This is a genomic window from Dolichospermum planctonicum (assembly GCF_005402965.1).
Classification (GTDB): domain Bacteria; phylum Cyanobacteriota; class Cyanobacteriia; order Cyanobacteriales; family Nostocaceae; genus Dolichospermum; species Dolichospermum planctonicum.
Window position 1 is genome coordinate 1 of the sequence record NZ_BJCF01000148.1, and the last position, 529, is coordinate 529.

Genomic DNA, 529 nt, shown 5'->3' on the forward strand with positions numbered 1-529 from the left:
ATGATTGTTTTTGAATTTAAAGCCAAAGGCACAAAGCAGCAATATCAAAAAATTAATGAAGCTATACGGATAACCCAATTCATCCGTAATAAGTGCTTGCGCTTTTGGATGGACAATCAAAATGTTAAGTATTACGACCTGAATAAACACACTGCGGTATTAGCTAATGAATTTGATTTTGCAGATAAATTAAATTCCATGGCTAGACAGAGTGCAGCCGAGAGAACTACTTTTGCAATTAAAAGATTTTTTGATAATTGTAAGGCAAAAGTTCCAGGTAAGAAGGGTTATCCCAGATTTCAAAAAAATAACCGTTCAGTTGAATATAAAACAAGTGGATGGAAACTTTTAGATGACCGTAAGCACATTACTTTCATAGACAAATGTGGAATTGGTCAGTTAAAATTAATTGGAACTTGGGATTTACATTTTTACCAGATTAAGCAAATAAAGAGAGTTAGGATAGTTAAACGTTCTGACGGTTACTATATCCAGTTTTGTGTAGATGCAGAACGGAATATTGACATCA

General features: G+C 33.3%; 1 protein-coding gene. It reads left to right on the plus strand.

Annotation, left to right across the window (positions count from 1 at the left end; all coding sequences use genetic code 11):
* On the plus strand, positions 1-529 hold a 529-nt coding region (locus FFO06_RS21305; RefSeq protein ID WP_162501225.1), incomplete at both ends, for an RNA-guided endonuclease InsQ/TnpB family protein.